This window comes from Nosocomiicoccus massiliensis, from assembly GCF_000438455.1.
GTDB lineage: Bacteria > Bacillota > Bacilli > Staphylococcales > Salinicoccaceae > Nosocomiicoccus > Nosocomiicoccus massiliensis.
In genome coordinates, this window is sequence record NZ_CAVG010000071.1 from 1 (window position 1) to 4759 (window position 4759).

Genomic DNA, 4759 nt, shown 5'->3' on the forward strand with positions numbered 1-4759 from the left:
TGTTTAAACGATTAAACATTAAATTTACAAATACTAAAGAAAAATCTTCAATCATTTCATTGTCGTTTACTGTGCTTTGTTCCGATTCATCATTATCTTCTTTTTCAACCTCAACTACTTCTATATCTTTTTCCATACTTTGTTTTCTTTTCTAAAATATTTAACTCATCCTTTAAATGTTTGTTTTCTACCTGTAAACTTTTTATATTTTTGTTCAGTAAGAAAAAAGGAACGGTAAAAACTAAAACCACTCCTACAATAAAAAACAAAACCTTTTTATTATTCATATAATTTCCTCCTAATATACATAAGATAAATTGTTTGCTTGGCTCGCTGGGATCGTTCTATAACTTAAAACATTCAATCCTACAACGTTCATTTCAGAAACAATAATATCTCCGTTAGATTTAACTTCTTCGACAAAACCAACGTGACCATAATAACTGTCAGCTCCATATTGATTTCTTTGCCACACAACAGCCGTACCTGCTTTAGGCGTATTATTTACTTTAATACCTTGTGATTTTGCGTTACCAACCCACATCCATGCATCTCCTAAGTTGCTTGGTAAACCTGCACCCAACTCATTACGTCTACCAGCAACATACCATGTACAGTGTCCAGTTAAATAACTGTTAGAATAACTACTTGTATTTGGTGATTTAAAATTTCCTGTCAATGATTCAATACTTGAATTACCAGTATTAAAATATTTCATAACATTCTCTACATAGTTAACGTCACCATAAGAACTCCAACCTAAATTACTTGCTTGTGTAGCAGAAAAATTTTTTGCAAGTTGTTTAGAATACTTACCATCATTCATACGTTTTGCATAATCAATAAAACCAGACCCAAAGTTGTATGACTGTAAAATAAGTTTTGTTTGATCTAAATCAAATTTTTCTGTCATACCTACAGCTTTTACTAATTCTCCATAATACTTTACACCTTGCTTAATAGATTCACTTGTACTAATAGAGTTAGGTGGTTTTCCTAACGATTCGGATGCCTGAAATACATCTGTAACTCGTCCACCTGATTCTTGTGCCATAATGGCTAATAAAATATCTAAATGAAAATCTTTTAAACCTTGTACTTTCATCTCAGCTAATACATCATCTTTATATTTTAAAACCTCTGGTGGTAAATTAGCCCCGACAAGAGTTTGAGCTTGGGCTTTTTCTTCTTCATCAGCACTGAGTGCACCAAAAATTGGTAGAAATGCCATGATTATTAACAAAAGCATGAACATACCAATTAAAATTGCACCACCAGTTACTCCAATTGTTCCCGTAATCCATAAAGCAATTTTCTTTTTAGTTTTTTTCTAATTGCTTTCGTACTAAACTTTTTTCTTTTGCCATAGTCACACCCCTTACAATAAAAAAAGCACTTATTTTTAAAATAAGTGCTTGTAATATTTAGAACGGTAAATCGTCATCTTGAATGTTTGTTAGATAGTTGTCGTATGAATCATTTTCATCTTCTGAATAACTATCTACTTTTTCTAATTCTTTATTTTCCTTTCTTTTTTCTCTTTGTTCTTTTGTTTCTAATAAGATAATTCGTTTACCTACAATTTCAGTGGTATATACTTTCTCTCCATCTTTATTAACGTAACTACTTGTTTGTACTCTTCCCTCTACACCAATTAAACTGCCTTTATCGGTATATTTTTCTAAAATCTCCACGTTGTAATTAAATACTACTATTCTAATGAAATCTGTTTCGTACTCATCCTCCTTATTTTTAAATGGTCTTTGTACTGCTAATGTAAACACTCCTACTCTATTTTTTTCATTTTCAAAAACTCTAATTTCTTTTGCAATTCTTCCAGATAAACTAAAATTGTTAAACATTTATTTTCCTACTTTCAAATTTATTTTATTCTATAAGGTTTTACTGAATTAATCATAACTCTTGTAAGTTTCAAACCAGTAGTTTTTCCTTCATCTAGTTCATCGACACACATATTATTCATTGCTTCTTCCGTTGCTATATATGTGAATGGACTATCAGGCACATGTAATAATGCTCCTGTTACATACTTACCATCTGTTATTCTTTTTGCTTCGTATAAAAATTTTTCCACATTAAAACTCCTTACTAATATTATAGTTTTTTCAGCTTTTCAAAAAAATCTTCATTACTCATATTTACCTCACTATTACTACTACAACATCGTCTAAGTTTGTATCACTGTTAAAATCTGCCCAATCTTCATCTGTTTTTAAGTCAGCTACGCTATAGCTAAATTTATTTTTATTAATTAAAAACGAACCAGTAATTAGCTGATAATAGTTCAAAAGTTGTAACATTACTTACTTCAAGATATGGGTCATTTTCAAAAATTCTAACACCATATTCTTGATAAACTTTCTCATTATAATAATCGAATAAAATTTCAGCTTTATTTTTTACTTCATTGTCTGTTAAGTTATATTCAACCTTTAATTCTTGAACTAATCGAACACAATTCATAAATAATTCTAAGTCGCTAGTTTCATTTGTTGGCTGGTAAAACAGTTCTTGATTTAAGATATTCATTTTAATTACCCCTTTTTTCTACCACTCTTATTATTTTGAGTGTGTAGATGATATTTTATTTACGCATACGTCTAGAGCATCTCGAAACGATATTGCAAGCCTGCTTTAGCACACGTAGTGCTTGGACTTGCAATATATAAGTGAAGAGATGCTAGTATGCAAAGTAAATAAATATCAGTCGGAACACGAAAAATAAGAGTGAGTGAAACGAACGGATAAAAGAAACGCGATCAGCGTTTCTTCCATGCCTTTATAGCCCACCCTCAAAGCGATCTAATTGTTCTTGTGTTGGCATTACATTAAATACGATTGAATCTCCAGATATTGATAATATGGCTTGTCCACGCTCTAAATTAGGGATTAATTCATATTCCGATTCTTTGATTGTGTCCCCTAGCACGTCTTCTAATTTATCTAATGTTGACTGATCCATTCCTAATAAGAATTTGTATTGCGTTAACTCAAAAATCTGTTTTAAGTCATTTACAATTAATTCGTTTCCGTCTGGTAATAATTCTTGTGGTGACTGTGTTGCTAATTGAATACCTGCCATGTATTTACGCATTTCTTTCATAAAGTTTTTTGTAAATTGAACAACCTCTCTGTTGTTGGCGTTAATAATATTATGACACTCGTCAATAAACACCATAAATCGTTGTACTGTATCATTATCAATTTCTGGATTTTCAATTTGTTTCTTACTTTGTTGTCCATGATAGAGAGCATGTGACCAGATCATAGAAATTGCTGTATAAATTTGTGTCTGGAAAATTGGTAACCCATAGTCCATTAAACCTTTAATATCAAAAAAACACGATTGGTTCATATAATATGTCTGGGATTGTTGTATGTCCGTTAAATAAATTACCGTTTTGCTCTACCATTTCTTTAATTGTGGATATGACTTTTTCTAAAGTTCGGTTTTTTTCAATCGAATATCCCTCTGTATCTTTACTTTCTAAAAATGAAAGTAAGTCACTTAAGACAGGATATTGTTTTGGATCTAGTCCTGTTATTTTATAATCTTCTTCAATTGAGCTTGGTAGTAGACCAAATTCAATATAAAATTCTCTTAACCAGTTTGCATAATCTGTTAAGTCTGTTTCAGATAAATCTGAATTTAATATTTTTAATTGCATTTTTAATTTAGATAAGTGAGCTGAAAATGATGCTTTTTCATCAACGATTAGTTCTTGGTGATCATCTTCTGTTTCGGTTGTTGCTGTAGCGAACACTTCTAACATATTAATGATTCCTCCACTACCACTTAAAGAAATCATCTGACCACCGTTGTAACGTACAACTTCTCTAAAGTCACCTGCAATGTCGAAACCTCTAATCATATGTCCTCTAGCGTTTTGATCCTCAAATAACATCTTCATGAGCGTAGATTTACCTTTACCCATCGCACCAAAGATAATTGAGTTATAATACGTACGTTTACTATCTGCTTGGAACATATCAAGAAGAACAGTTCCATCTGTCATCGTTGTTCCTAAATAAGCTCCATTTGGATCCATTAGCTCTGTGTGGTTCATATAATAACTTGCCCCTGCTGTTGAAGCTGGAACATTCGCTTTTCCTTTTCTGTAGTAAGATAACTGTTTTTTCTGTTCTGTTAAATTATATGCCATACATAAATAGTTATCTTTTGATTCGAACATCATCATCTGACCCTTAAAACCTTTGGACTGCAATTCTTTACGGATTTTAGCGACCTTTTTATCTAAGTCAACTTGTGATGATCCTGTAATATATAAACGTATATTCATATTTTTAATAACTTCACCATATTGATTAATCGCTTCCCCAATATCCATAAGGTTTCGATAAGTATTTTGATATTCATTTCTCGATAACGCATTTTTAGATTCTAAAATACGTGAATGTTGCTCTCTAACAGAACGATTTAGTGTATTCATTACTTCTGCATTATCTTCTGTTCCATAATCGACAATACCAATCGTTCCCTCCATATTAATGATGGAATTTAACCAATGACCTGTCACATCATTAGGAAAATCATATAGTAAGATACATCCTTGATAACCGATTCCGTTCTCCACATATCTTTCTTTAAACTTAATACCACCTTGTGGCTGTATACGAGCGATAAAATCTAAGTCATAACCATCTAATGCGTAGTGTTCTGGTTTCTTCTTTACTGTTTCTGTTTGTTTTTATTAAATATACTTAACATATACTACTC

At 31.3% G+C, this 4759-nt stretch carries 7 protein-coding genes; all 7 read right to left on the minus strand.

Going from position 1 to position 4759, the window contains the following annotated elements; genetic code table 11:
* Positions 1–110 precede the first annotated feature (110 nt).
* Positions 111–287, minus strand: coding sequence for a hypothetical protein (locus TJ68_RS08375; protein ID WP_155974672.1), 177 nt, complete (start codon positions 285–287; stop codon positions 111–113).
* A gap of 11 nt (positions 288–298) precedes the next feature.
* Positions 299–1231 carry a lysozyme family protein gene (locus tag TJ68_RS08105; protein ID WP_162138449.1) on the minus strand — a complete coding sequence of 311 codons (933 nt, stop codon included), beginning with the start codon at positions 1229–1231 and terminating at the stop codon, positions 299–301.
* A gap of 193 nt (positions 1232–1424) precedes the next feature.
* Positions 1425–1862 carry a single-stranded DNA-binding protein gene (ssb, locus tag TJ68_RS03445; RefSeq protein ID WP_040928755.1) on the minus strand — a complete coding sequence of 146 codons (438 nt, stop codon included), beginning with the start codon at positions 1860–1862 and terminating at the stop codon, positions 1425–1427.
* A gap of 20 nt (positions 1863–1882) precedes the next feature.
* Positions 1883–2095 carry a hypothetical protein gene (locus tag TJ68_RS03450; protein ID WP_040928756.1) on the minus strand — a complete coding sequence of 71 codons (213 nt, stop codon included), beginning with the start codon at positions 2093–2095 and terminating at the stop codon, positions 1883–1885.
* 173 nt (positions 2096–2268) lie between these two features.
* Positions 2269–2550, minus strand: a complete 282-nt coding sequence (locus tag TJ68_RS03455; protein WP_040928757.1) for a hypothetical protein — start codon at positions 2548–2550, stop codon at positions 2269–2271.
* A 250-nt stretch (positions 2551–2800) separates the two neighbouring features.
* Positions 2801–3376, minus strand: a complete 576-nt coding sequence (locus tag TJ68_RS08110) for an ATP-binding protein (protein ID WP_052327282.1) — start codon at positions 3374–3376, stop codon at positions 2801–2803.
* Positions 3354–4616 (minus strand): P-loop NTPase family protein, encoded by a 1263-nt coding sequence (locus TJ68_RS03460; protein ID WP_052327283.1) that lies wholly within the window; start codon positions 4614–4616, stop codon positions 3354–3356. The genes TJ68_RS08110 and TJ68_RS03460 overlap by 23 nt, the downstream gene beginning before the upstream one ends.
* Positions 4617–4759 lie beyond the last annotated feature (143 nt).